The sequence below is a fragment of the Streptococcus sp. Marseille-P7375 genome (assembly GCF_902460365.1).
Classification (GTDB): domain Bacteria; phylum Bacillota; class Bacilli; order Lactobacillales; family Streptococcaceae; genus Streptococcus; species Streptococcus cristatus_I.
This window is the reverse complement of the sequence record NZ_CABPTR010000001.1, coordinates 519,987-544,004: the sequence shown is the minus strand read 5'-3', so window position 1 is coordinate 544,004 and position 24,018 is coordinate 519,987. Positions and strand designations below refer to the sequence as shown.

Annotated in this window: 26 protein-coding genes, 1 pseudogene and 1 riboswitch; of the genes and pseudogenes, 4 read left to right on the top strand and 23 right to left on the bottom strand. The window is 41.4% G+C overall.

Annotation, left to right across the window (positions count from 1 at the left end; translation table 11 throughout):
* Nucleotides 1-4 precede the first annotated feature (4 nt).
* From FZ954_RS02775 to FZ954_RS02715, 16 genes and pseudogenes are all read right to left on the bottom strand, one after another.
* On the bottom strand, nt 5-1,978 hold the full coding sequence (locus FZ954_RS02775) for a MucBP domain-containing protein (protein WP_148876855.1): 1,974 nt from the start codon (nt 1,976-1,978) through the stop codon (nt 5-7).
* Between the two features lie 78 nt (nt 1,979-2,056).
* Nucleotides 2,057-2,206 (bottom strand): hypothetical protein, encoded by a 150-nt coding sequence (locus FZ954_RS11720; protein ID WP_187423316.1) that lies wholly within the window; start codon nt 2,204-2,206, stop codon nt 2,057-2,059.
* 258 nt (nt 2,207-2,464) lie between these two features.
* The gene (locus FZ954_RS02770; protein ID WP_148876853.1) at nt 2,465-5,071 is read right to left on the bottom strand and encodes an SEC10/PgrA surface exclusion domain-containing protein; all 2,607 of its coding nucleotides are present in this window, start codon (nt 5,069-5,071) and stop codon (nt 2,465-2,467) included.
* A 20-nt stretch (nt 5,072-5,091) separates the two neighbouring features.
* Nucleotides 5,092-5,232: a hypothetical protein gene (locus FZ954_RS11715; protein ID WP_187423315.1), complete on the bottom strand. Its 141-nt coding sequence runs from the start codon at nt 5,230-5,232 to the stop codon at nt 5,092-5,094.
* 92 nt (nt 5,233-5,324) lie between these two features.
* Nucleotides 5,325-5,642: a hypothetical protein gene (locus FZ954_RS02765; RefSeq protein ID WP_148877632.1), complete on the bottom strand. Its 318-nt coding sequence runs from the start codon at nt 5,640-5,642 to the stop codon at nt 5,325-5,327.
* A gap of 533 nt (nt 5,643-6,175) precedes the next feature.
* Nucleotides 6,176-7,036: a replication initiator protein A gene (locus FZ954_RS02760; protein WP_148876850.1), complete on the bottom strand. Its 861-nt coding sequence runs from the start codon at nt 7,034-7,036 to the stop codon at nt 6,176-6,178.
* A 3-nt stretch (nt 7,037-7,039) separates the two neighbouring features.
* A complete protein-coding gene (locus tag FZ954_RS11710) occupies nt 7,040-7,201 on the bottom strand; it encodes a hypothetical protein (RefSeq protein ID WP_187423314.1) in 162 nt (53 codons plus the stop codon).
* A gap of 178 nt (nt 7,202-7,379) precedes the next feature.
* Nucleotides 7,380-8,051 carry a DUF2786 domain-containing protein gene (locus tag FZ954_RS02755; protein ID WP_148876847.1) on the bottom strand — a complete coding sequence of 224 codons (672 nt, stop codon included), beginning with the start codon at nt 8,049-8,051 and terminating at the stop codon, nt 7,380-7,382.
* A 1-nt stretch (nt 8,052) separates the two neighbouring features.
* Nucleotides 8,053-8,514 carry a hypothetical protein gene (locus FZ954_RS02750; RefSeq protein ID WP_187423313.1) on the bottom strand — a complete coding sequence of 154 codons (462 nt, stop codon included), beginning with the start codon at nt 8,512-8,514 and terminating at the stop codon, nt 8,053-8,055.
* Nucleotides 8,515-8,527: 13 nt separating this feature from the next.
* Entirely contained in the window at nt 8,528-8,896 is a 369-nt protein-coding gene (locus FZ954_RS02745) for a hypothetical protein (RefSeq protein WP_148876845.1), read from the bottom strand.
* Between the two features lie 174 nt (nt 8,897-9,070).
* Nucleotides 9,071-9,694 carry a Type 1 glutamine amidotransferase-like domain-containing protein gene (locus FZ954_RS02740; protein WP_125381808.1) on the bottom strand — a complete coding sequence of 208 codons (624 nt, stop codon included), beginning with the start codon at nt 9,692-9,694 and terminating at the stop codon, nt 9,071-9,073.
* A gap of 13 nt (nt 9,695-9,707) precedes the next feature.
* Entirely contained in the window at nt 9,708-10,280 is a 573-nt protein-coding gene (locus FZ954_RS02735) for a class I SAM-dependent methyltransferase (protein ID WP_282188046.1), read from the bottom strand.
* Nucleotides 10,281-10,459: 179 nt separating this feature from the next.
* Nucleotides 10,460-10,672 (bottom strand): annotated as a pseudogene (locus tag FZ954_RS11880) (DUF4956 domain-containing protein); the annotation flags it as partial.
* A gap of 100 nt (nt 10,673-10,772) precedes the next feature.
* A complete protein-coding gene (locus FZ954_RS02725; RefSeq protein WP_125390711.1) occupies nt 10,773-12,278 on the bottom strand; it encodes a M56 family metallopeptidase in 1,506 nt (501 codons plus the stop codon).
* A gap of 15 nt (nt 12,279-12,293) precedes the next feature.
* Entirely contained in the window at nt 12,294-12,671 is a 378-nt protein-coding gene (locus FZ954_RS02720; protein ID WP_005592027.1) for a BlaI/MecI/CopY family transcriptional regulator, read from the bottom strand.
* Between the two features lie 110 nt (nt 12,672-12,781).
* Nucleotides 12,782-13,138 carry a DUF1304 domain-containing protein gene (locus tag FZ954_RS02715; protein WP_061422917.1) on the bottom strand — a complete coding sequence of 119 codons (357 nt, stop codon included), beginning with the start codon at nt 13,136-13,138 and terminating at the stop codon, nt 12,782-12,784.
* A gap of 193 nt (nt 13,139-13,331) precedes the next feature.
* On the opposite strand from FZ954_RS02715, the gene FZ954_RS02710 reads away from it, so the two are divergent.
* The gene (locus FZ954_RS02710; protein ID WP_125390710.1) at nt 13,332-14,648 is read left to right on the top strand and encodes an FAD-containing oxidoreductase; all 1,317 of its coding nucleotides are present in this window, start codon (nt 13,332-13,334) and stop codon (nt 14,646-14,648) included.
* A gap of 110 nt (nt 14,649-14,758) precedes the next feature.
* Nucleotides 14,759-15,727, top strand: coding sequence for an NAD(P)/FAD-dependent oxidoreductase (locus FZ954_RS02705; RefSeq protein WP_148876842.1), 969 nt, complete (start codon nt 14,759-14,761; stop codon nt 15,725-15,727).
* Nucleotides 15,728-15,760: 33 nt separating this feature from the next.
* Here FZ954_RS02705 and whiA read toward each other — a convergent pair whose 3' ends face one another.
* The 4 genes from whiA to FZ954_RS02685 all read right to left on the bottom strand — a co-directional run bounded on the left by whiA (nt 15,761) and on the right by FZ954_RS02685 (nt 18,984).
* The gene (whiA, locus tag FZ954_RS02700) at nt 15,761-16,672 is read right to left on the bottom strand and encodes a DNA-binding protein WhiA (RefSeq protein ID WP_148876840.1); all 912 of its coding nucleotides are present in this window, start codon (nt 16,670-16,672) and stop codon (nt 15,761-15,763) included.
* Entirely contained in the window at nt 16,669-17,646 is a 978-nt protein-coding gene (locus FZ954_RS02695; RefSeq protein WP_148876837.1) for a YvcK family protein, read from the bottom strand. The genes whiA and FZ954_RS02695 overlap by 4 nt, the downstream gene beginning before the upstream one ends.
* A complete protein-coding gene (gene rapZ, locus FZ954_RS02690; RefSeq protein ID WP_148876834.1) occupies nt 17,643-18,533 on the bottom strand; it encodes an RNase adapter RapZ in 891 nt (296 codons plus the stop codon). The genes FZ954_RS02695 and rapZ overlap by 4 nt, the downstream gene beginning before the upstream one ends.
* A 67-nt stretch (nt 18,534-18,600) precedes the next feature.
* Nucleotides 18,601-18,984, bottom strand: a complete 384-nt coding sequence (locus FZ954_RS02685) for a RidA family protein (RefSeq protein ID WP_005590207.1) — start codon at nt 18,982-18,984, stop codon at nt 18,601-18,603.
* A gap of 133 nt (nt 18,985-19,117) precedes the next feature.
* A riboswitch (PreQ1 riboswitch) is annotated at nt 19,118-19,162 on the top strand.
* Between the two features lie 122 nt (nt 19,163-19,284).
* Between FZ954_RS02685 and FZ954_RS02680 the strand changes: the two genes are divergently transcribed.
* The gene (locus FZ954_RS02680; RefSeq protein WP_148876832.1) at nt 19,285-20,262 is read left to right on the top strand and encodes a nucleoside hydrolase; all 978 of its coding nucleotides are present in this window, start codon (nt 19,285-19,287) and stop codon (nt 20,260-20,262) included.
* Between the two features lie 4 nt (nt 20,263-20,266).
* The gene (locus FZ954_RS02675) at nt 20,267-20,833 is read left to right on the top strand and encodes a LytS/YhcK type 5TM receptor domain-containing protein (protein WP_148876829.1); all 567 of its coding nucleotides are present in this window, start codon (nt 20,267-20,269) and stop codon (nt 20,831-20,833) included.
* A gap of 153 nt (nt 20,834-20,986) precedes the next feature.
* On the opposite strand, the gene FZ954_RS02670 is transcribed toward FZ954_RS02675, so the two are convergent.
* Genes FZ954_RS02670 through pyrR form a run of 3 tightly spaced genes read right to left on the bottom strand, consistent with a single transcriptional unit; the run spans nt 20,987 to nt 23,765 of the window.
* Entirely contained in the window at nt 20,987-21,904 is a 918-nt protein-coding gene (locus FZ954_RS02670; RefSeq protein WP_045497159.1) for an aspartate carbamoyltransferase catalytic subunit, read from the bottom strand.
* A gap of 56 nt (nt 21,905-21,960) precedes the next feature.
* On the bottom strand, nt 21,961-23,241 hold the full coding sequence (locus FZ954_RS02665) for a uracil-xanthine permease family protein (RefSeq protein WP_045497156.1): 1,281 nt from the start codon (nt 23,239-23,241) through the stop codon (nt 21,961-21,963).
* Nucleotides 23,238-23,765 carry a bifunctional pyr operon transcriptional regulator/uracil phosphoribosyltransferase PyrR gene (pyrR, locus tag FZ954_RS02660; protein WP_148876825.1) on the bottom strand — a complete coding sequence of 176 codons (528 nt, stop codon included), beginning with the start codon at nt 23,763-23,765 and terminating at the stop codon, nt 23,238-23,240. The genes FZ954_RS02665 and pyrR overlap by 4 nt, the downstream gene beginning before the upstream one ends.
* Nucleotides 23,766-24,018 lie beyond the last annotated feature (253 nt).

The following is a 24,018-nucleotide window of genomic DNA, read 5'->3' as shown; positions in this document are numbered from 1 at the left end:
TTTTCTATTTTGCAATGGAAGAGGCCTTCACTGCACTTGTTTTAGGCAATGTCTTAGGCTCTTCTTTCTTCGGTTCATCTGGTTTTTCTTCTGGTTTCTTTGGATCAGTAGGCTTCTCTTTTTCTTTATAGATAAACTTGAGTGTCTGTTTATCAGAAGAAACCTTTCCTTCCAATTTTTCTGGAACTGCCTTCAAGACATAGGTCGTATCTTTAACAGTAAGTTCTGTCTCAATATCAGAAGTAAATGTCCAATCTTTACCTACGAGGGCACCAGATTTAGAAACAATATCAGACTTCTTAACTTCCTCACCTTTTTCATTGACGAAGATAGCTTTGACTTCCTCTCCCTTTTCATGAGCCAAGTAAGTCAGCAAAAGGTCATTTTCTGCAAACTTCCCTTTCTCTTCGCCTTCTTTAAGAGTAACCTCAAATCCATCAACAGTTGGAGGCTTAATTTCATAAACATCTCCTGAGAATCCCTTAGTCACAAGAATATCCTGATCAATCTGTTCATTCGTTAAAGCATTCAGAACTTTGAATTTTAAAGAATAAACCTTTTTATCACCTGGCTTTTTCTCATAGACATAGTGCAGTGTCACCGTATCTTTTGTGACTTTACCAGCCTCTGCTTCTGGTTTTCCAGTGAGAATATAAGTATCTCCGTCTACCGTCAGCTCCTTCTGAGCCTCAGGAGCTTGCCAATCATTGCCAATTTCCTTTCCCGCTTCGGAAATTGTGACATTACTTTTTCCAGGGATATCTTTCCCATCTACTGTTCGGAAATCGGCTGTAACAGCTCCACCCTCATTTTTGAGAGAGTCCATTTTCTTAGCTGCTTCTTTCCCATCCAGTGAGACAGAAGCAGTGACTGTGCCTACACCAGTAAAATTGTATGAAATTTCATAGTCCCCATCAGGTAGTTTTTCTGTAAACTCAATTTTACCGTCTTTAATCGGTAAATCCTTACTTACATTTTTACCTTTCAAAGAAGCCTTTATGACTTCGATCCCTGCACCACCAATAGTAATCTTAGCTGTTTGATCTTCTCCTTTGGTTACTTTCACCTTTTCAGTGGCAGTTTCCATAAACTGCTTCAGCACTTCTGCATCCACAACCTTTGGATCTTTCCCTGTGGCATCATAAATATTCGGATGCCCAAGTTTTTTCATTTGGTTAATAGATTCAAGACTGTTAGTGTCTTTATCTGTAACCTTATTACGATTTACCACCGTCATAAAGGTTTTCGCCCTACCTTTAGCCCAGTTGGCAAAAGTAGGATCCATTTCCTCACGACCTTCGCCCCAGCCATCTGTGTATTGAATGACGCTGATGGTGTCTGTAGGTTTGGTAAGTTTAGTAACAATGTCTTCAAACGGAACTTTTGTTCCTGGAGTATCAGTCTTATAACCAAGCTCTCCAAAGGCTTTGGCTATAGCAATGTAATAATCTCCCTCTTTTTGGAAAGGAGACCCTTTCTCTGAAGGATGCTTGATTGCCATTAGCTTGTCGATCAATCCGAGAGCCTGCTCTTTAGTCAAAAGCAAAGATGATACACCATAATTATTTTGTAAAGTATTGTCATCATTTACACCAACAGCTACATAGCTATCAGTGAAATTCACTGCATACGTTTGCAGAATATGTTTACTCTGAGGATTAGTATTCGCCTCAATGATTTTTCGGCTCTGCAACAAAGAAGCTTTCAGCTTTCCAGCATACGACACAGACGTATCATAGATATGCGTCGTTGTCAATGGTTCGATTTCGTTTGTTTTGCTAGTATTTGTAGGCGCTTGAGCTTTAAAATTCAGCTCGTTGCTCCCTGTTTTATCTACTCCATTTTCTACTGTATTCTCAGTAGTTTTTATTTCTGGAGTAAATTCCTTTTGTTTGGGATCCGTAGCATCTGGATTAGGATTTTTGATCTTAGGAGCGTCTTTCTTGACTTTCTCGATTTCGATTTTAGTCTTTTCCAAATCCTTGAATTTATCAGACTTATTTAGCTCTGGCTTTCGATCATCAGACTTCGAGGATTCGGTACTCTTCTGATCACTTTATGCGGTCACAGCTGACTTATCCGAAGAATTATTTTTAGATTCATCTGCTTTAACCATTCCCAAACCAACTGTCGCAATTACAATTAGTCCTAGTGCTACAGAGCATAGATTTTTACCATACTTTCTATAGCTGAATGTATTTTTCATAGTGTCACCTTTCTATTGATTAAATTCTAGTTTTAGCATCTTTCGACATATCATTAAGGAGCTCTTGCTCTAAAGCATACAATTTTCATTTCTTCCTCTTTCCAATTAAAAATTTCAATCGCTTTTCCATCTTTATCTGATCCTGATACTTGTCCGCTTTAACAAACACACCATCAGACTTTTTCAATAAATTCTTTAAAAACAATCTGACACCTCCAATTAAAAAGCCACCAAGAAACCTTGATGACTTTAGCCAAATTAATTTACTTCAGATTTTCGTTTGATTCGCAACAAAGTTAAAAGTGAAATAGTTACTACACCAAACAGCCCAAGGCTTGAAAGTTCTTCACCTGTTTTAGGCAAGCCAGTTGATCCAGACACAGCAGGAGCTTGATAAACCGGATTAGTAACTTTCGTTGTCTGATTATTTGCTTGTCTTTGCACATACTTCACAATCTTGCCATTTTGAACCACTGCAACCGGATTTCCTCCAGCTTGCTCAATACGTGCCTTTTGGGCAGCTAGTTTTTCTTGATGCTCCGCTTCTAGCTTTGCCTCCAGATATGTACGATAAGCAGATACCAACTCTTTGTGAGCTGCAACTACTTTGCTTTGAACTGCTTTTGCACCTTCTAGTTTGGCTTGTGCTACTTCAAGCGCTGATTTCTTTTCATTCAGTACTTCTTGAGCACTCGCAAGGGCTGTTTTTGCCTTTTCTAAAATTTCAGGTGCATTCTGCAAGATTTCTACCCGTTCTTTTGATGCTTTCAAGTCCTTTTGAGCTTTTTCAAGTGCTTTTTGATGATTAGTAACGACTTCTTTCGTTCTAACAAGCTCAGCTTGTTTCCTTGCCAATACTGTTTTTTCAGCCATTAGAGCTTCATTCAATGTTTCCCGTTCAGCTTGTTTTTCGGCCAACTTTTCTTTTGCTGCCTCAAGTAATTTCCGTTTAGTCTGAACATCCGCATTCAGTTGAGCCAACGCTGCTTGAGCATTCTTATTTTCTGAGTCAGCTTTTGCCAGTTCTACTTCTGCCTGAGCTAATTTTAATTCCGCTTCAGGTGTTTTTAAGGCTGTGTTTTGAATAGCATCACGCTGAGCCGCTGCTTTTTCAGCAGAAGATTTTGCCTCTTCGTAGGTTGTCTGGGCTTGTGCCTTTTTAGCTTGTGTTGCCTCATTAGCACCCTTTGCAGCAGTAAAGCTTGTCTGTGCTTGTGCTAGAGACTTTTGAGCAGCTTTAATTTGATCCTCGATGCTAGGCACGTTGTTCTTAGTGTCAACTTTAACATCCTGATGCAGACGATTTTTCAGCAAATCAATCGTTTTGGCATCGGTACCCACATAGTGCATAGCCACTAACCCACGATCTAGCTTCCGGGTTGCTACACCGATATACTGCAACACTACTGACTCACGATCCAGACCTGCAAAGTTTAGGGCATGACCCCAATCAGCATGCTTATCGTAAAACATCATCATAACCAGATGATTGTAAGCTTGTTGTTTCATATCAGCTAGTGTCACTTCATCACTTGTGCTTTGATACCCAATATTCTCCGAGAGCAAGCCTTGGTTCCCTTGAACCAGTCCGACTTCTTTAGCGGCAGTATTTAAAGCATCCTGATCATGTCCGTATTGATTAGTAGACAGCTGAGTCGCTTTCTGAGCAACCTTTTGCATATCTCGATTGACCAGGACTGGAATATCATCCGTCCCCATCAACCGACGGAAATCATTGATCAGTTGTGCATTAAATGCAGCCAATGCTTCTTGAATCTCAGATGATAAATTATTGACATCGGGAATCATCACCTTCTTATCAGCTTCGCTTGGTTTAAATGGAGAAGCTGGATTGCTATAATAAGTCTTACCGCCATCAGGCGAGCTAAAGCCAGCAGCAATCATGCCTTTCTTGGCGATTTCTTGCAGTTTATTTGAGTTTCCTTCTGTGGGATTGTTGAAATAAGCTTTTAAAGCTTCAGCATATCCATCAGGATAGGTGATAGAGCCGGTTTTCAAGCTATCCAGCAGACTTTGAGCCTTGGATAGCTTCTCTTTAGCAGCTTGATACTGAGCTTCGGTTTGATCCGCCTGTGCAGTTACCTGAGCTAATGTCTGTTCTTTCGTCAGCTTATCTGCTTCTGTAGCTCTCACCTCGCTTTCAGCCCGTTTCAATTCGGAAGCACGTCGAGCATCAGCTTTTTTAGCAACCGTTAATTCTGTTTGAGCCTGTGAAACCGCCTCTTTGCTGGCTTCTAAGTTGTTTTTGGCAGTTTCTGCTTTGGCAACAACGTCTGCAACTCCTGTTCCGTCAAGAATAGCCTGCTTTTCAGCTACGACCTGCTCTGCAGCTGTCACTTCTTCCTCTTTATCGGCCAGCTTGCTTGTAGCTTCGGTAACTTTCGCTTCCTGATCAGTCACGCTTTCTTCAGCTTGCTTTTGTGTAGCTTTCGCAGCTTTCAAATCATCTTGAGCTTGCTTCTGAGCACCCTCTTTTGCAGCTACACTAGCTTTTGCCTGCTGGATATTTTCAGGAGTAGCTTCCCTAACGGCTTCCTCTGCCTGAGTAACCGCTTCTTTGATTTCCTTGACTGTGTTTTCAGCAGAAGTCACCTCTGCCTGAGCTGCATTTGTGATTCCCTCTTGGAATTTAACAACTGAGTCCGCCTTATCAACTTGCGCTTGTGAGATAGCCACATCAGTAGCAGTTACTTCGGAATGTTTTTCAACTGCCTTCTGTTCACTACCTGATATTGGCTCTAAAGGTTTCACCTCTTCCGCAAGGGCTTGATTAGCTACACTAACAGCTCCTGTTAAAATTGCACCAGCTAACACGACTTTCTTAACTTCATTGATGATTTCCATTTTGTTCTCCTTTTTGATAATTACTTAAAATATTGCTTGTGTGAATAGTCTTCTAGTTCTCTTGAAATATCACCGGACACTCGCATCAATGCAAAAGTCACATAGACCAGAATAACCGATACTAGAAGAATAACTGAAAATATTAGTTGGACAATACTCATTTCTTCTCCTTTTCATAACATCACCTATCTGCTTTCAGCAACAAAGAAAGATTTCCTTGCTCCCTAAAACAGATAGATGAGGACTCTATCTGTTAAGTTTTAACGATAGGTCGATGATAGCCTTTACCAGTTAGCTGCAAGATTGTCTTATTTCCCTGTTTGATTCGTCTAGCAACTAAAACATCACCACGTTTGATTGTGCGTATTTCTCTGTATATTTTCGAGTATTCCGCAACCATTTCAACTGGTTGAAGTTTTCCTGCCACATAACCTTTTTTAGGAATTAAACCATGCTTACTGGTTAACTTAACTTCTTCACCACTTACGAGGCGTGCAGTTGCATCGCCTTGCAAACCTAGTCGTCTTAAGTCAGTGAGTGTGACCTCACTAGTTGATTTTATTTGATCCATCTTGTCCTCCTTTATTTGAATCAAAGGCTGATCTACAGCCATGCCGAGTTGATGCCGTAGCATCTCTACTGTGTTTTTTACGCACGATTTATAGTTTAGGAATCGCAAACTCTTTCGTCTTACGGGACAAGTCAACCGTGACTTTACATGATGCAGTCAGCACTAGATATACTTTCTAGCTACACACCGCCCCTATTCTTCTTTTTATGCCTAGACTGCGCTAATCGGGACAGTGGTTGTATTCAATTTTCAAAGAACATAAGCAGTTTAACGACTTGCTGAGGTCGATAACTAAAACTAACTATCGGCTTAATAATTTTTCCAAAATTGCAAATAACAGCAACAAGAATAGAGAAGTTAGAATAAAGCAATCAAAGCGATCATATCTCTCTTGATTTTTATCATTTCTTGTCTTCTCCTCTTCAGCAGCGTTTTTTACATTGTCTCTTTCCAGTATGTTCCTGCTTTTCATATCAAATGTCCCTTACGATCTTTTCGCTTTTTCAAACAACTTCTAAACTAGGAACAAAGCCTTATACCAAATGCTTTCTAGTATTGCTATTATAGACAGCCACTAGGCCATTATAGACGTATTCAGCAACCATTTCAGATGAATGCGCAAAGCGCATGTTCTCTAGAGCATACTTGTAACGCTCCTCAAATGCCAGCATGATGACACTAATTACTGTTTCTGAGTAGTCATCTTCCAAAAGCTGAGCATAGATCAAATCACAGATATAATCTTTATCATACTTGGTAGCTTTATCAACTTTACGAGATAAACCGTCTTTATTTTTATTCTCAGAATTTTCAGCAGCTTTCTCCTCGTCCTCCTCTAAAATAAGTAATTCAGTCTCATTATTATTAGTATCACTGTATTCAGTATCGTTAGGGGCTAAATTTGACACCAGCCCCGTGTCAATCTGACACCCCCCCGGTGTTTTTTTGACACCCCCCTGGTCTAAATTTGACACCCCCCTAGTGTCAGATTTGGAACTTGTTGATTTATCAACGTTTCTAGAAGTTGCATCATCTTGTAGCAGGCCAAGATAAATCCGGTTGGCAAGATTTCCTGATTTACTGGTAGATTGTTGAATTTCATGAATTAAACCATATTCTGCAAGTTGCTTCTTAATTCTTAAAAGGGTAGATTTTGAACAGTTCAGAATTTTCATCAAGTTAGGGTTAGAATAAACCAGATAGATATTCCCATCTTCATCAATCCAGTTATTCTTAAAAGAAAGGTCTAATCTGTCTTTAAGCATGGCATAAGCGACTTTTGCATCTAACCTCATATCCTCATAGATAGGGTTTTCAAACAAGACTTTTGGTAACGCATAAAATCGCTCTGATGTTTGATAGTGGCTGGCACTAATAAACTGAATTTGGCTCATCAATTACACCTCTTTCAGTCTAAAGTCACCATTTGAATTAAATCCAATCAATCCAAAAGCTTCCAATTCTTTAATACTAGCAACTGTTTCTTTGCGTGATAATCCATTCTCTCGCATCAAGAACTGAATTATTACTTCTCTGGTTCTCTTTTCTTGTCTACTCATATAAGACCTCATTTCTTAATTTAATTTGGGTATGTATAGATTAACATTCAGAAACTCAAATCATTTTTGTCATAAAATCTATTCATCTTTTTTGCAATAGCATGAAGAATTGTGTTGTATTATTCAATCTCTAGGGATAAACAAAATCTTTGCGTTAAAGCGACAAATCATTTCCGATTCATGCCTGAAGCAATTCTTCAGACATCAATTTTGTTTCTTTTGCATGTTTTAGACCAACAATATAGGCCTCACAATCAACATCAACTTTGACGTTAATGGTTCTACTCTTTAAACTTCCCATTCGACGACGTTGCTCTTCCAAGACTTCTGCTGGAACCTGCACCATCAGGGAGAATTCCTCCGATGATTGAGATTGCTCTTTGAAACGTTGGTCAATACCTTCTAAAAATCCAAGCAAATAAGACTTTTTATAATTTTTCCAATACGCTCTAGGAACGGTAGGGAGAAGCCGTTTTAATCTATACTTTAAATATAAGATTGCCCCTTCATACACTTTACTGCAAAGTTCAGCATCAGAATGATAACCGAAGAATATCATTTGAGTGACCCCCTCTTTTCGATACCGCCTCCTAATCGTTTGACATCTGAAATTCGGCCCTAAAATAGCCGCTAATTTTTCTTGCCACCAAGGGAGCCTATATTCCCTTGTGCCTAATGTCTCGCCTATATTGTTTTTAGGTTTAGCAGCTGCAAGGTCTCTCATAGATAGATTGTGCTTGACCATTAGCTTTTGAGCCATAAGAAGAGCAGTCTGCCCTTCCTCATCATTTGGGGCATCATAAGATAACTCTAAAAGATTTTGTATTTTATCGATAATTTTACTATCCATATCAATCCTCAGTTCTATACTTTCTCGGCAAGCAGCTAGCGTAATGTTCTGATTCATTCACCGCTGCATTGTGAAAAATCATGTTGTTAGCAATAATCTCTTGCCATTTAGGTATTTCATCACGATAAATACGATCAAGTCCATAAAATTTTCTTGCAATGAATCGAACTGCTCCAATGTGGTCGCCTAAACCAACTACACACAACACATCATGTTCTATATCATAGACCCAGTGGCTTTTTAGATTTGCCAATGTTTCCCAAGCAAATTCTGTATCTCTTTCAAGAAAGTCATGACCTGGTCTATAGTAAACTTTCGTCTGATAAGGTTCATCATTAAATCCATAAAAACAATGACTACACAGTGTCCTATTTTTATCCATCCACCAGCACACGCCACAAACATCATCAAGGCATGGCGTAATCCAATTACAACCACACCTCCTACAAATACCAGTTTCCATTCCTTGAACCTTCCTACACATAACTCATCAGCTCTGGATTAAACTCTAGAGTCAACCACAAGGCTTCATCCTGAGTCAATTGACTAGATTGGCCCCAAGTTCTATCTCTTGCTGTTCTGGAGTATGAATAAGTGCCATGTTTATTTCTAGGCTTTAGTTGATGAATGACATCATCTTTTGTAACCTCCCAGATAACACTAGAAGGTTTATAATAATAGCCATTTCCAAGCCAAACTCTATCAAGGTAATCATAAGGAGACACGTTCACATCAGAATTTTCTTCAGGAATACAATCTACTATATCTTCGCTCTTATCAAGATCTATAACATCAAAAATTTCTAACGTATCAATATCCATAACAATTTCAATATTATCTGACACATGTACCTCCTAAAATACAAAAAAGGTTGATGAATTACTCATCAACCTTTTGTTTATTATGTACCTCAAAACTCTAGACACTTACACTGCCATAAACTTATATTATCTTCACTTTCTTTTTTAAAAGCAACAAATTGTTAGAATGAACATCATAATAGCAAAAAGAAATTTATTTTAAGTCTGTTCAGAAACGACTTCTCTTTCTTCACCATTTACAATTACGGCTTGGGAATTGTTTATTAGCATTAAACTGAACTGATTTTTATAGGTTTCAAAGGTCTTTTTGCTACTATCAGTAAAAGGCTCCTCACCATAATGTGGAAGGATGTAAAAATCCACTTCATCCAATCCTGCTGTATCAGATAACTCTGTCGCTACGGTCTTATCGTCCATGAGTTTATTGTAGTCAATATCCTTAGCTGTAATGATAGCCCCTGCTGATTCTCCCACATAGACCAACCCATCTCTTATTTGTTCTTTGATAAGAGATAGGAGTTGTTTTTTCTTTAATTCTTGTAATAAATAAAATGTATTCCCGCCAGAGATATAAAGAATTTTGCTTTGGAAAATCTTTGCCTGTGCAGTTTCTCGATCACAAGAAGCAATATCTAGAACCTCTATCTCAAATCCTAAATCTCTGAATGTTTGCTGAGCCTCATCAATATAGGCAGTATAGTCCTCTTTGTTCCCAGCGGTAGGAATAAATAAAACCTTATTTTCTAGATTCTTTTCCTTTGCATAATCTCTAAAAAGCTTTTTGACACCAGCAAAGTATGAACATAAAAATAATTGTTTCATGATTGTGCCTCCATTAATGTTTGACAATTTTATAAAGGATCCACGATCCCTTTCTTTGACTAGTTACGAGCTCAAAGCCTACTGATAACAAAAATCGTCTAAATGCTTCTTCGCTTTGGACCTCTGGTAAAAAGTAAGACAACTTGTTATATTCACAAGCCAGTAAGAGCATCCCATCTGATTTGAGTATCCTTCGAAGCTCTATAAAAGAAGCATCTAGGTCTTGCCAATGAAAATGCGTTTGAAAAGCTGTAATCAAATCAAAACTTTCATCAGAAAATCCTGTCTCCCTAACGTCTCTTCGTTCAAAATTTAGATTGACCATCCCTATCTGTTTGGCTTGAGCTATTGCAATGTCTGAAATATCGATTCCAGTTATAGTACTTTGCGGAAAGGTTTCTTTCAGTAGGATGGTTGAACGGCCGTTCCCAACTCCTACATCTAAGATTACAGGGTAAAATGTCCTATCCAGATGACGAATTGCCCATACAAACATGGGGATATAGGCTCGATTCCACAATTTCATCATTCGTTTTCCTAGAAAGCCCGAAGGATTCTTTGATTGCTGAATCAAAGAATGAAACATGAGTAATAAAAGTATGATAGAAATGATGATTATTATATGAAGCACTCTTCAATCCTCCACTTCTGGATAACTACATTATAGCATTTTAGAGAGATTACAGCTATATTGATCAACAAAACACTTGCATCCCAAAAGATAACTTTTGGGATGCAAGTCATTCAAAACGACTGTCTTTTACCTTACAAGGTTTTTCGTTTTTTGGCTTCTTTCGAGAAGGAAATATTCTTAATCTTCTCATAGCGTAAGAAGCGTTGAATGAGGTGCTGGTCGCTTACATCTGGTTTCAAATCAACCACGTAGTCCAACTTGATAAACTTATTGTCAACTGACTGGACCGAGGTCAACTCAAAACTTTTGCAGGCTGTTTCAAAGATTGCTTCAAAATTGACCTCAATTTATGAGTTAAAGACTAGATTATACCAAAAATAAAGATAAAAAAATTCTACCAATCGCTGCTTCTATCAAGAAATCTTGATTGGTAGAATCTTTTATCTAATCGTCATCATCGTCGTCGTCATCGTCTTTTTCATCATCACGATCTTTATCCTTACTCTTTGAGGAGCTAGTTTGAGCAGGAGGTTGGACAGGTGCTGTACTAGTGTTTGTATTTGAATTTGTCACAGTATTGGTCGCAGGAGGCGGCGCGCTAACACTTCCCGTATGACCTGCATTCCCATTCCCACTTCCACTATCAGCTGGAGTCGCTGCAGAAGACGAAGATGGCGGAACTTCTTTTTCAACTGTCACTGTCTTTTCGACAATTGTATGCTGCTTGGATTGGACGACTTTTCCAGTCTTGGCATTGACAAGCATCTCATGCGCCGTCTGTCCATGTGAAAAGAGAATCTTATAATTGCCTTTCTCACGTGAAATCTTCACATCCTTAACGTCCTTTTCAGCCAAAGATAGTTCTTTCAAAACTGTTTCTAAAGCCTGACGCTGACTAAGTCCTTCCGCTTTTTTAGACTCTAAGACAAGTTTACTATCTTGTGCGACTGGATTTTCTAAGGCAAAGACCGAGCTAGTCAAGAGCAAAAGTAGAGGAACTGCTACTACGAAGGAAGCAGACAGAAACTTTTTCGGCAGGCGGCTGTCCATGATACCAATAATCCGTCGCTTAAGATTAAACTTATCCGAGTAAAAACAAGTTGTCAAAGCAATCGGAGTCTTCTTACTACGGTCAATCATCGTCAGAATGATCTCACCATAAAAAGTGCGATATGCTGTGTCTTTTCTACTCAAAACATCGTAGTCGCAGTACATTTCTCCTGCTTCCTGAGTTTCCCGACAAGCAAAACGAACCACTGGATTAAACCAATGCAGGCTCTTGGCAAGAATCGCGAAAAGATTAATCAAGACATCATAGTGCTGATAATGGGTCAACTCATGCTGGAAAATCAGCTGCAGCTCCTCCTCCGTATAGTCCAGCTCCGGTAGCACAATCAAAACATCCCTGAAACCGAGCAACATTGGACTCTGTGTCATAGGATAGTGGAGCAGACGAATCTTGCTTTTAACGCCCATCCTTTCTTTGATCAAATGCAACTGGAACAAAGTCTCTTCATCCTCAACATCTGTCCCCCAACGTTGCAACATCTTTTTGAAACGGATATAAGAATAGGCATATTTGCCTAGATTAAATGCACAACCAAGCAGCCAAATGGTAAAGAATATTTCAAACCAAGGTAGACCTAGAAAAGTCTCCCAGAGATTTACCTGGCTAGCTTTTTCAGCTACTTGAGAAACAGCCTGCCCTCCACTTGTCTGGCCAGCTCTAACAGCTGTCTGAACAGTCGCCCCAGTACTCAGCCGAATCAAACCAGAGCCAAATTGAGGACGGATTGGGAATAGAAAGCTCAGCAAAATTAAAAACCAGATAAAATACTTGACCTTGACTGAAATCTTGCTCTTAAGGATTGCAAAAAGAAGGCTCAAAAACAGAACCAAGATCGAGGTTGAGAAACTGGTTAAGAGGAAAGACAAAAGGAACTGTTTCATGGATACTACCTCATCTTACTCTTTCTGATTCAGTAAATTACGCAACTCATCCAGTTCATTTTCTGAAAAGGAATTGGATGAAAAGAGAGTCTTGACAAAGCCTCCCATGGAATGTCCGCTGTAGCGCTTCAAAAAGTCTGACGTCTCTACTTCTAAATATTCCTCTTCCGAAATTAAGGCCGTATACTGCCTTTCACGTCCCTTGCGAACACTTTCTAAAAAGCCCTTTTCCGTCAAGCGAGCTAAGACTGTCAATAAGGTTTGAGGCTTCCAATGGTTATCTTCACCCAGCTTTTCCATGATTTGGGCAGAGGTCGTTGGATTTGGCAGGTGCCAAATAATCTTTAAGATGGCAAATTCACCATCTGGTAAACGTTTAATTGAATGATTCATTGTATTTCCATACTTTCTAAAGTTTTCTTCTAGTTTTATTCTACACATGTCTAATAAAAAAGTCAATCATTATGTAAAAAAGAGCTGGAAATCGCTATTTCCGCTCCTTTTTAGAAAAATAAACTCAGCAAAGTCAACATTGCCAAACCACCCTGCTTGAACAAAATTTTCGGATCGCTAGTCACTGCACCGTAAGCAGCTACCAAGATGATATAAACCATAAAAATCCCCAGCCAAACTGGACTAGGCTGCACAAAAGCCGCAATCAAGACCAAAACAGCTATCAGCCCGTTGTAAACTCCTTGGTTTTTGAAAAGTGTATTGACCGACTGCTGCTCCAACTCCTCTTGAGGCATACCAAAGACCCGTGCTGTCGTAGCTGAGGTCGTTGCGATGGTCTCTAGGTACATAATATAGAAAAATTCCAAGGCAACCAAGCTTGCCAAAATCAGTGTAAAAACAGACATTTTCTTCTCCTTATAGTAATTTATGATGAAAAAAAGTATAACATATAGCAAGAAAAAGCGCTAAAATTTAGTTCCAATAAAATGGACAAAGTGTATTAAAATGTTTTATGATACTTTTTTAAAATAGGCGTAGCAAAACTCAGCATTTTCTGATTAGATGTGATACAATCTTTTTGAAAAATGGAGGTAAATTATGTTAACCTATGATTTAATTGTCATCGGCTTTGGTAAGGCCGGTAAAACATTGGCGGCCAAAATGGCGGCCCAAGGAAAAAAAGTTGCTTTGATTGAGCGAAGCAAGGCTATGTACGGGGGAACCTGTATCAATATCGCCTGCATCCCAACCAAGACCCTGCTTGTTGCAGCTGAAAAAGGTCTGGCTTTTGACCAAGTTATGGCTGAAAAGAATGCTGTGACCAGCCGTCTCAACGGGAAGAACTACGCAGCAGTCAGTGGCGCTGGTGTCGACATCATTGATGCGGAAGCTCATTTCCTTTCCAATAAGGTCATCGAAATCACAGCTGGCGATGAGAAAGAGGAACTGACTGCTGAGACTATTGTCATCAATACTGGTGCTGTTTCCAATGTCCTGCCGATTCCAGGACTGACTGAGACCGAGCATGTCTATGACTCAACTGGCATCCAAAATCTGAAAGAACTTCCTAAACGCTTGGGAGTTCTGGGTGGCGGTAACATCGGCCTAGAGTTTGCTGGGCTCTACAACAAATTGGGCAGCCAGGTGACTGTGCTAGATGCTGCTCCTGTCTTTCTCCCTCGAGTAGAGCCTTCTATCGCTGCTCTAGCTAAGCAATACATGGAAGAAGACGGAATCCAACTCCTGCAAAATGTACGTACCACACAGGTTAAAAATGATGGTGCTGAAGTTGTCGTTGTGACAGAGGATGGAGAATTCCGCTTTGATGCCCTGCTCTATGCTACTGGCCGCAAGCCTAATGTTGAAGCACTACAGTTGGAAAATACTGACATTGAGCTGACAGAGCGCGGAGCTATCAAGGTTGATAAACACTTGGAAACATCTGTACCCGGCGTTTTTGCAGCGGGCGATGTCAATGGCGGTCTGCAGTTCACTTATATCTCACTGGATGACTTCCGCATCCTTTATAGCTATCTGGCTGGCGACGGCAGCTACACACTGGAAGACCGTAAGAACGTACCTACCAGCATGTTCATCACACCGCCTTTAGCTCAAATCGGATTGACTGAAAAGGAAGCCCTAGAGCAAGGACTGCCGATTGCAGTTAAGGAGATTCCAGTCGCAGCAATGCCTCGTGGTCATGTCAATGCTGACTTGCGTGGTGCTTTCAAGGCTGTTGTCAACACTGAGACCAAGGAAATCGTCGGAGCGACTATCTTCGCAGCTGGGGCTCAGGAAATTATCAATATCCTGACTGTAGTCATGGATAATAAGATTCCTTACACCTACTTGAGCAAGCAAATCTTCACTCACCCGACTTTGGCTGAAAACCTCAATGATTTATTTGCTATTTAATGTTAAGCCCCTGATGGGGCTTTTACAATCCCTACAAAAATTCAACTACATTTCAACCTCTTTTTGTGGTACAATAATGCTAGTTTATTTTAAAAAGATTGAGGAAAATTATGTCTGAACTGTATGATATTACGATTGTCGGCGGCGGTCCAGTTGGCCTATTCGCTGCATTTTACGCTCACTTGCGCCAAGCCAAGGTTAAAATCATTGATTCCCTGCCTCAGCTGGGTGGTCAGCCAGCCATTCTCTATCCAGAGAAGAAGATTCTGGATGTGCCGGGCTTTACTAATTTGACTGGCGAAGAGTTGACTCAGCGTCTGATTGAGCAGCTGGAGACTTTCCAGACTGAAATCTGCCTCAACGAAACGGTTCTGGATATCGTTAAATCTGATGATGGCTTCATCATCACGACTTCTCAAGCCCAGCATCAGACCAAAACCATTATCATCGCCATGGGAGGTGGCGCCTTCAAACCGAGAGCTTTGGAGCTAGATGATGCTGAAGCCTACAGCAACCTCCACTATCACGTTTCAAACATCAGCCAGTACGCTGGTAAAAAAGTTGTTGTTCTTGGAGGCGGTGACTCGGCTGTTGACTGGGCACTAGCTTTTGAAAAAATCGCAGAAACCAGCCTGATTCACCGTCGGGATAACTTCCGGGCTTTAGAGCATAGTGTGGAAGAACTCAAGGCTTCTAGTGTTGAGATTAAGACACCATTTGTACCTAGTCGATTGGTCGGTGAAAATGGCAAGATTACCCACTTGGAAATCAGCCAAGTCAAAGGAGAGGATAGTCAGCTTTTGCCTCTGGATCATCTCTTTGTCAACTACGGTTTTAAATCCTCTGTCGGTAATCTCAAAGATTGGGGCTTGGAGCTCAACCGTCACAAGATTTTGGTCAATAGCAAGCAAGAAACTTCCGTGCTAGGAATCTATGCAGCCGGCGACTGCTGCAGCTACGAGGGGAAGATTGACCTGATTGCAACTGGGCTGGGTGAGGCACCTACTGCTGTCAACAATGCTATTAACCATATCTATCCTGAGCAAAAAGTCCAACCCAAACATTCTACAAGCCTATAAAAAAACAGCTGCCGAGCTTAAGCTCAGCAGCTTTTATAATTCATCTGCGATTTTATTGATTTTTCTCAAGCGATGATTGACACCGCTCTTAGTTAGAGGCCGGCTCAAACTATCAGCTAGCTGCTGGATGGAGTAGTCCGGATGCTGGATACGAAGTTGAGCCACCTCCTGTAGGTCTACAGGTAAACTCTCAATGCCGATATTATCGCTGATTTTGGCAATATTGTTGATGGTTTTCATACTGGCTGTGACCGTACGAGCGATGTTCGCTGTCTCCGCATTATTGGCACGATTGAGGTCGTTGCGCGCTTCCCGCATGAGCTTAAGAGACTCGAACTCAGCCATGGCCTCCATAGCACCGATGACAATGAGAAAATCCATAATATCCTCAGCCCGCTGCAGATAGGTGACAGCTCCCTTCTTGCGCTCAATGGTCTTGGCATCCAGCAGAAAACGCTGCATCAAGGCAGCTAAATCCTCAGCATGATCCAGATAAACGGACAGAATTTCCAGCTGGTACTTACCTGAGTCTGGCTCTCGCATGCTACCATTTGAGAGGAAGGCTCCCCGTAGGTAGGCTCGGCTGGCTTCGTCATCTGATAAAATGGCCTGGTCAATCCCTGCCTCAATACCAAAAAAGGAGTCAGCCAAGTGCAGGTCAGAAAGGATTTCTTCCACTTTCTGATCCAGAAATACTGTATAAACGCGATTCTTGCGCAGATTAGTCTTCTGATGATGGCGGATTTCTGACTTGACCTGATAAAGGTCCGACAGCAGCTCATAGAGATGGCGAGCAATCTTAGCATTTTCTGTTGAAATGGATAAGGTAAGGCCGGTCGAAGAAATTCCCAAACTACCAGCCATCTTAATGATGGCAGCCAACTCGTTTTTGTCTTTTACAGATAAGCTTAAAAGCTCTTCTTTTACTTTTACTGTAAAGCTCATTTGCGCACCTGTATAATCTTCATCAATTCATCAACAAGTAACTCTCCGTCATGGAAAGCCCCGCCATTTTCCAAACGAAGGAAATTCGATGAAATAACACGCGGAACTTGCTCCTGCAGCCCTCGAAAATTATGCTCAACCTGAACCAGATATTCATCAAATTTATTGCTGTTCATATACTCACGCGGAACTGGCTCGATATTGACCAAGACGGTATCAATGAACTTTTTGCCCAGATGACGATGCAATACTTGAACGTGGTCGCTATCTGAAAAGTGCTCGGTTTCGCCGCGCTGGGTCATAATGTTGCAGACATAGGCTACTTCTGCTTTAGTATCTAAAATGGCTTGGCCAATTTCTTCGATTACGAGGTTTGGCAAGATGGAGGTAAAGAGAGAACCCGGTCCCAGCACCACCATATCGCTATCCAAAATACTCTGGACTACCTTTCTACTCGCAACAGGCTTTTCATCATCATAGGTATTGGTCACATAGACCCGCTCTATCATGCCAGCCTTACTGGCCAGATTACTCTCACCGACAACTTCCGTTCCATCTGTAAACACAGCATGCAGAGTCAGTGGTGTGTCGCTCGAAGGGTAGATTTTACCTGTCGTATGGAAAAACTTAGTCAGAAGCTGCATAGCGTTATAAGTAGAGCCCTGCATTTCGGAAATGCCAGCAATAATCAGATTCCCCAAGGGATGACCTGCTAGAACGCCGTCTCCTTTGGCAAAGCGATACTGGAAGACCTTCTCATAAAACTTTGGCATATCAGACATAGCCACCAAAACATTTCGCAAGTCACCCGGCGGCGTCAGCTGCTGGATGTTTTTCCGCAGCTCACCAGAACTACCGCCATCATCTGCAACTGTGACAATAGCTGTGATCTCTACATCCTTTTTCCGCAGGCTGTTTAAAATAACTGAAATTCCTGTACCGCCGCCGATAACTGTGATTCTTGGTTTTCTCATGAGCGGTTCACCGTTTCCTTCCGACGATTTTTGTCGCGATGACTGGCATTGACTGGCCAATTTTTCGCTAAATCATCAGCCAAACGCTGTGCAAAGGCTACACTACGGTGTTGTCCGCCCGTGCAGCCAACTGCGATAGTCAGCACAGACTTTCCTTCCTTTTGATAGCCGGGCAAAATCGGCTCAATCAAGCCCAGCAGATGCTTGTAAAATTCTTCTGACTCCGCATGGTTCATGACATAGTCAAATACATCCTTATCCAATCCTGTCTGATTGCGCAGCTCAGGTTTATAGTAGGGATTAGGCAGAAAACGCACATCAAAAACCAAGTCTGCATCCAGAGGCAAACCATATTTAAAACCAAAACTCATAACCTCTATGCGGAAACTGTGCAGATCAGCCTGATTTGAAAATTGTTCAGAGATGGTCTTTCTTAGCTCCCGTGGTGTCAGTTCCGTCGTATCTACAACATTTTGACTGAGATTTTTCAGAGGGGCTAAGAGTTCACGCTCCAGTTTGATACCATCTAAAATTCGCCCGTCAGCTGCCAAAGGGTGACTGCGTCTAGTTTCCTTATAGCGAGCCACCAACTCCTTGTCAGCCGCATCTAAAAATAAAATTTTAAAATCGATTTCCGTGCTTCTTTCTAGCTCATCCAAAATATCCTGAATCTCCAAAAAGAAGGAGCGACTCCGCATATCAACAACCAGAGCCAACTTATCATTGTCCTTTGTCCCTTCGACCAACTGCAAAAACTTTGGTACTAGGGTCGGCGGCATGTTATCAATGGTAAAATAGCCCAAATCCTCAAAAGACTGGATAGCGACAGTCTTTCCGGCACCGCTCATTCCTGTCACAATCACTAATTGAATCTTGTGTTCAGCCATTCTTTCTCCCTTCGTCTAACATTTTATTACTAAAAAAGGACGGGAAACTTCTCCCGGTCCCAATCATTTATTCTACAATCTCAGCAATGACTTCGATTTCGATTTTTACATCACGAGGCAAGCGAGCCACTTCTACTGCCGAACGAGCTGGAAACTCGCTCTTAAAAGCTGTTTTGTAGACTTCATTAAATGGCACAAAATCATTGATATCACTTAGGAAGCAGGTTGCCTTGATCACATGGTCGAAATCTGTTCCAGCCGCTTCCAAAATGGCTCCTACATTTTTTAAAACTTGCTGGGTCTGCTCTTCAATCGTTGCACCTACAATTTCTCCTGTCTCTGGTGATAAAGGAATCTGACCACTTGCAAATAAAAGGTTGCCTACGATTTTTCCTTGAACATATGGTCCGATTGCTGCCGGTGCTTTATCTGTTTGTACTATTTTTGCCATTGTATTCTCCTCATTTCTTTTATCTTACTTATTATATCATAAAGTCAAAAGCCTGACTATTCTTGTCCTCCTTCCCATTGACTTTTAGGAAATTTTTCTTTATGATAGTAAATGCATAATTCAAAACACTTGTTTTGGACTGGTTCGCAAACTTCCCAGTATAAAAAACTAAGTACCCTTATATTCTAAAGTAATGTAATTGCGCATAGTTTTTTTCTGGTGTCCTGCCACTTTGGCAGAACTAACTGAGAGGTTGAGACTGAGGTTTCAGCCTTATTTTATTTCTCAAAAGGAGGACCTATGAAAAGAAAAGTCATTATTGACTGCGACCCCGGCATAGACGACAGCCTAGCCCTACTCTATGCCCTGCAACACCCTGACTTAGAGGTCGTCGCTTTGACCATAGTCGCTGGAAATGTCCCACTGGAACTTGGTCTTGAAAATGCCTTTAAAATCCTAGAAAGGCTCAATCGGCTAGATATTCCAGTCTATGCAGGAGCCGATAAGCCCTTGGTTCGTGACTTCGTCTCCGCTCAGGATACCCACGGCATGGATGGATTGGGGGAAAGCGGAATAGCAAGAAGCAGTTCCACCCAAGCCCAGCAACAAGCAGCTTATGACTATCTGGCAGACTATTTCCAGAAAAATAAAGATACTTCTATCATTGCACTGGGGCCTTTGACCAATATTGCCTTGGCTCTTAGGAAAAATTCTAACCTTGGGCAACATCTAGACCGATTTGTCAGTATGGGCGGCAGCTACAAATCGCACGGCAACTGTTCACCCGTAGCGGAGTACAACTACTGGTGCGATCCGCATGCAGCCCAAGAAACCTACGAAAAACTTGGAAGAAAGATTGAAATGGTCGGTCTAGATGTCACGCGAAAGATTGTCTTGACGCCTAATCTCTTGGAATATATGCGTTTTATCAACCCTGAAGTCGCTGACTTTATCGGAAAAATCACGCGTTTTTACTGGGATTTTCATTGGGAGTATGAACATATTATCGGCTGTGTCATCAACGATCCATTAGCCGTTGCCTATTTTCTGCATAAGGACCTTTGTCAAGGATTTGACTCCTTCGTCGATCTCGCAACGGAAGGCATTGCCATGGGACAAACGCTGGTTGATGCCTATCATTTTTATGGTAAGCAAGCCAATGCTAAGGTGCTGACCCAAGTAAACACCCACCTCTTCTTTCAGGATTTTCTCTCCGTGATACTCAACACTTCAAAGGAAATCATCTACCAAGATCTAGAAACTTTAAATTTAGGATAAGATTATGAAAAAAATAACACCATTTACCATTACATTTACAGCTATCTGCATCGCTCTAAACTATATCGGTGCCAACATCGCCCTTTTTCTAAAACTTCCTGTTTATTTGGATACTTTTGGAACGATATTAGCCAGCCTCATTTTAGGACCTATTTTCGGAGTAGGAACTGCGATTGCCAGTGCTCTTATTAGCGCCTTTACAACAGACATTTCTGCTATTTATTTCTCTCCAGTAGCCATTCTTTTGGCTCTTCTTGTCTCGGTCTTTTTCACTTCTGATTCAAAACCAAGACTAAACCTCCTCTGGAAAACGGTTCTAGTCTCTCTGCCAGCTACTGCTTTGGCCTCTCTGATAACCGTCATTGTCTTCAAAGGGATCACTCCGAGCGGCTCTAGTATTATCGTTCAAGGTTTACACGGTTTAGGCCTAGATCTGATCACCAGCACCATCATCGTCCAAGCGCTAACCGACTATGCAGACCGCCTCATCGTTATTGGGGTCAGCCTCGTCTTCATCCCACAACTCAAAAAAGTCATCCCAAGAATCTTTGCAAAATCCAGCAATGCATAAATCAAAAGAACTACTCAGAAACCATGATTTCGAGTAGTTCTTTTGATTTTAACATTTGTTTTTTTATAAGTTTTTAAGGTTAAGTTTAAGTTTAAAAAAGGAGTAGGCAGACTCTTCTTGAGTCCAAGCCTACTCACAAGCTACAATCTGAGATTAATTGCGTCCCTTGAGAACAGCCTCAATGATTGCCATTCTGACAAAGACGCCATTTGTCATTTGTTCTACAATTCGAGATTTTGGAGCCTCAACCAAATGGTCTGCAATTTCTACATCGCGATTGACAGGCGCTGGGTGCATCAGGATTGCAGTATCCTTCATACGATCGTAGCGCTCTTGCGTCAAACCGTGGAGTTTATGATAATTTTCCTTAGAGAAAATGGAGTTGTAGTCATGTCGTTCGTGCTGTACGCGCAGGAACATCATGACATCCACTTGGTCAATAACTTCGTCAATCGTTACGAACTTACCATAGTCAGCAAATTCCGCACTTCTCCACTCATCTGGACCAGCAAAGAAAAGCTCAGCACCGAGACGTTTCAAGATTTGCATATTAGACTTGGCTACACGTGAGTGATCAAGGTCACCAGCGATAGCTACTTTCAAACCATCAAAATGACCGAATTCTTGGTAAATTGTCATCAAGTCAAGTAAACTTTGGCTTGGGTGCTGACCAGAACCATCACCACCATTTACGATAGAAGTTGTAATCGTTGGGCTTTCGATCAATTCTTTATAGTAGTCCACCTCAGGGTGACGGATGACACAGACATCTACACCGAGAGCTGACATAGTCAAAATCGTGTCGTACAAGGTTTCTCCCTTGTTAACTGAGCTTGTCTTGACATCAAAGTCAAGCAGGTCGCATCCAAGTTTTAATTCTGCTACTTCAAAAGCCTTGTGAGTCCGAGTTGAAGATTCAAAGAAGAGATTTGCAACGATATGCTGCTCATCATAATGAACCTTTGCGCCGTTTTTAAATTCAATCCCGCGCTTGATCAAAGCCATTACTTCTTCGTTCGTAAGGTGTTCCATAGATACAAGATTTTTAAGTGCGATTTGATTTGATGACATGATGTTATACTCCTTTTTTATTAAAAACTTTGGACAAATGTAGCAATCTCGTCAGCCTAATTTTTAGGTTCTGGCAGGATGAGGTAGAGGGCAATTCCGAGAACAGTTGACAAGGCAACTCCTGAAACTTGCAGACCTGATAGTTGCAGGGTCAGACCACCGATACCAGATACCAGAACGACACTGGCAATCAGCAGGTTCTTTTTGTTGTCAAAATTGGTTTGGGCTTCAATCAGAATTTTCAAACCGCTGGAAGCAATTACCCCGAAGAGGGCGATGGAAATGCCACCCAAAACTGGACTTGGAATTGATTGGAGCAGGGCGGATACTTTCCCGACAAAGCTCATGACAATAGCCAATACAGCAGCACCAGCAATCACATAAACACTGTAAATTTTATTGAGCGCCATCACCCCGATATTTTCACCGTAGCTGGTCACTGGCGGAGCACCAAAGATACCCGCGATAACCTGAGCCAGACCATCTCCAGCTAAAGTCTTATCCAAACCAGGCTCTTTAAAGAAATCTTTGCCTGTCAAGCTATTCAGAACCATAACATGCCCAAAGTGCTCTGTCATCGTTACAAAGGCGATCGGCGCCATTGTTAGGATTGCACTTGGATACAATTTAAAATCATAATCTATAAACGGAAGATTCATTGGCGGAACGTGGAACCAAGAAGCTTTTGTCACGTTAGCAAAAGAGATAATCTCCTGACCTGTCACCGCTCCGACAATCAGAGCGAAGATATAGCCAACAATCAAGCCCAGCAGAACTGGAATAATACCAACGATTTTCTTACCGTAGATGTTAAAGAGAATGACACAGAGAAGAGTTACCATCCCGATAGCAAAGTAGGTGATATCGTAAACCTTCTGGTCTCCAACAGTCTTATACATCACATCGCCAACAGCTGTACCCGCTAGACTCAGACCAATCACCATGATGATAGGCCCTACCACTACCGGTGGCAAAATCTTATCAATCCAGGCGTTACCTGCGAATTTCACGATGAGGGCCACGATAAAATAGACCAGACCACCCGTGATAGCACCTTGCGCAACCGCAGCAATCCCATCTGTCTTCATTAAGATTTGCATGGCAGCGATATAAGCAAAGCTGGAGCCCATATAAGCAGGGATTTTGTACTTGGTCACTGTCAAGTGGGCCAGCGTTCCCAAACCACTTGAAAACAGGGCTACTGCTGGGTCAATTCCCACCAGAATCGGAACCAACACTGTCGCCCCAAACATAGCGAATAAATGTTGGAATGAAAGTCCTAAGAGTAAGCCAGGTTTTGGCATATCATGGACATCGTATTTAACTTCTTGACTCATCTTGTCTCCTCCTCTACAATCAGAACTCGGTCGTGACCATCTTTTTCAGTCATTTCAACAATAATCTCTTCAAGGTGGCTCGTTGGAATATTTTTGCCAACATAGTCTGCCCGAATCGGCAACTCACGGTGCCCGCGGTCCACTAGAACGGCGAGGCTGACGCGTGATGGCCGCCCATTGCTGACAAGATTATCAATGGCTGCGCGGATAGTTCGGCCTGTATAAAGCACATCGTCGACGATAATCACTTCGCGATCAGTAATATCAACTGGAATTACTGTCGTGTCTTCCTTGACCTTGATATCGTCTCGGAAGGGCTTTGTATCCACTTCGCAAATTGGAATTTCTATTTTCTCTAGCTGAGCCAGTCGTTGCTGGATCCGCTTGGCAATGAAAACCCCTCTGGTCTTAATGCCTGCCAAAACGATTTGGCTTAAATCCTTGTTGCGCTCGATGATTTCATAGGTGATTCGCGTGATGGCACGATTCATGGTGATCTCATCGACAACTTCCTTTGTCTTCATCTAAACTAAACCTCCTAAAAACATTAAAAAAGCCTCCTTTTGCAAGGAGACCTCAGAAAATAGAGACAGGCTGAAACAAGACGCACTTGTCACACTCCACCCATCATTTTTACTTTGCTCCTTGCCTATCTCTCTGGATAGAATTAAAGGACTATTTAATTGTTTATAACTATACCACAATTTCAATTCCATTTCAAGAAAAAAATGAACTTTTTTCACGATAAATTGCTAATCCATTTCAACAAAATAAAAA

Coding starts and splice junctions, on each gene's coding strand:
- FZ954_RS02685 (WP_005590207.1), bottom strand. CDS start 18,984: ATGGCAAAAATAGTACAAACAGATAAAGCACCGGCAGCAATCGGACCA.
- FZ954_RS02720 (WP_005592027.1), bottom strand. CDS start 12,671: ATGAATCATTCAATTAAACGTTTACCAGATGGTGAATTTGCCATCTTA.
- FZ954_RS02770 (WP_148876853.1), bottom strand. CDS start 5,071: ATGGAAATCATCAATGAAGTTAAGAAAGTCGTGTTAGCTGGTGCAATT.
- FZ954_RS02725 (WP_125390711.1), bottom strand. CDS start 12,278: ATGAAACAGTTCCTTTTGTCTTTCCTCTTAACCAGTTTCTCAACCTCG.
- FZ954_RS11720 (WP_187423316.1), bottom strand. CDS start 2,206: ATGAAAAATACATTCAGCTATAGAAAGTATGGTAAAAATCTATGCTCT.
- FZ954_RS02695 (WP_148876837.1), bottom strand. CDS start 17,646: ATGAGAAAACCAAGAATCACAGTTATCGGCGGCGGTACAGGAATTTCA.
- FZ954_RS11715 (WP_187423315.1), bottom strand. CDS start 5,232: ATGAGTATTGTCCAACTAATATTTTCAGTTATTCTTCTAGTATCGGTT.
- FZ954_RS02665 (WP_045497156.1), bottom strand. CDS start 23,241: ATGAGTCAAGAAGTTAAATACGATGTCCATGATATGCCAAAACCTGGC.
- FZ954_RS02735 (WP_282188046.1), bottom strand. CDS start 10,280: ATGTTTCATTCTTTGATTCAGCAATCAAAGAATCCTTCGGGCTTTCTA.
- FZ954_RS02750 (WP_187423313.1), bottom strand. CDS start 8,514: ATGGAAACTGGTATTTGTAGGAGGTGTGGTTGTAATTGGATTACGCCA.
- FZ954_RS02740 (WP_125381808.1), bottom strand. CDS start 9,694: ATGAAACAATTATTTTTATGTTCATACTTTGCTGGTGTCAAAAAGCTT.
- FZ954_RS02715 (WP_061422917.1), bottom strand. CDS start 13,138: ATGTCTGTTTTTACACTGATTTTGGCAAGCTTGGTTGCCTTGGAATTT.
- FZ954_RS02755 (WP_148876847.1), bottom strand. CDS start 8,051: ATGGATAGTAAAATTATCGATAAAATACAAAATCTTTTAGAGTTATCT.
- FZ954_RS02670 (WP_045497159.1), bottom strand. CDS start 21,904: ATGTCATCAAATCAAATCGCACTTAAAAATCTTGTATCTATGGAACAC.
- pyrR (WP_148876825.1), bottom strand. CDS start 23,765: ATGAAGACAAAGGAAGTTGTCGATGAGATCACCATGAATCGTGCCATC.
- FZ954_RS02765 (WP_148877632.1), bottom strand. CDS start 5,642: ATGGATCAAATAAAATCAACTAGTGAGGTCACACTCACTGACTTAAGA.
- FZ954_RS02705 (WP_148876842.1), top strand. CDS start 14,759: ATGTCTGAACTGTATGATATTACGATTGTCGGCGGCGGTCCAGTTGGC.
- whiA (WP_148876840.1), bottom strand. CDS start 16,672: ATGAGCTTTACAGTAAAAGTAAAAGAAGAGCTTTTAAGCTTATCTGTA.
- FZ954_RS02710 (WP_125390710.1), top strand. CDS start 13,332: ATGTTAACCTATGATTTAATTGTCATCGGCTTTGGTAAGGCCGGTAAA.
- FZ954_RS11710 (WP_187423314.1), bottom strand. CDS start 7,201: ATGAGTAGACAAGAAAAGAGAACCAGAGAAGTAATAATTCAGTTCTTG.
- FZ954_RS02680 (WP_148876832.1), top strand. CDS start 19,285: ATGAAAAGAAAAGTCATTATTGACTGCGACCCCGGCATAGACGACAGC.
- rapZ (WP_148876834.1), bottom strand. CDS start 18,533: ATGGCTGAACACAAGATTCAATTAGTGATTGTGACAGGAATGAGCGGT.
- FZ954_RS02675 (WP_148876829.1), top strand. CDS start 20,267: ATGAAAAAAATAACACCATTTACCATTACATTTACAGCTATCTGCATC.
- FZ954_RS02760 (WP_148876850.1), bottom strand. CDS start 7,036: ATGAGCCAAATTCAGTTTATTAGTGCCAGCCACTATCAAACATCAGAG.